The 675-nt window shown below is 45.3% G+C and carries 2 protein-coding genes; both read left to right on the top strand.

Annotation, left to right across the window (positions count from 1 at the left end):
- On the top strand, positions 1-339 hold a 339-nt coding region (locus tag A3739_RS29080; protein WP_231876964.1), incomplete at its 5' end, for an alpha/beta fold hydrolase.
- 49 nt (positions 340-388) lie between these two features.
- Positions 389-675, top strand: a 287-nt coding sequence (locus A3739_RS00630; RefSeq protein ID WP_156502205.1) for a hypothetical protein, incomplete at its 3' end; no start/stop codon positions are given.

Below are 675 nucleotides of genomic sequence, written 5' to 3'. Positions count from 1 at the left end.
AAATTGCCTAAAGATTTATTGCAAGAACATTTCAACTTGTTAGCGCGTGAGAACGGTCGCCATTGCATGGTTAAGCTAGTGGGGTATATGGATGAGCGTGCGCTTCACCGAGAGCGCTGGGTTGGCAGTGTAGTCAATAGTGCAATTCCACTACGCTTTATCAATGGCGTTGAGGATCCTATTTCTGGCCTGCATATGGCGGCACGTTTTGAGGAACTTGTGCCAAATCCAGATGTGATCAAATTGAGTGGTATCGGGCATTACCCTCAGAACGAAGCTCCAGAGGATGTGCTGCGTGCAGCAATTTCGTTTTGGCAGAGTAATAATGTCATTGAATGACGGATCGAACACTGGTGTAATCGACGCTCAAATTTGAAAGGAGTGATATGTGTTTAAAACGCTACTAAGTTTTCGTGCCGGATTACTGATTGTGATTGCTTCTCTACTAAGCGCATGTGTTACGACTTATCAAGCTGCTGATGGTGGTCCTGCAGGTTTTAGAAATCTGCAAATCGATAAAATGAGCTATTACGTTGAATACACCGAGGCTGCGAGCGTTTCATGGGAGCAGATAGAACAATTTGCATTGAAGCGCTGTGCTGAAATTGCGAAAGAGCGTGGCTACTTGGTGTTTGATGCTGAGGTGTTGGACCGCAAGTCTGTGTTTCTCGAAAG

Source organism: Oleiphilus sp. HI0067 (assembly GCF_001635735.1).
This window is presented reverse-complemented; position numbering and strand designations above follow the sequence as displayed.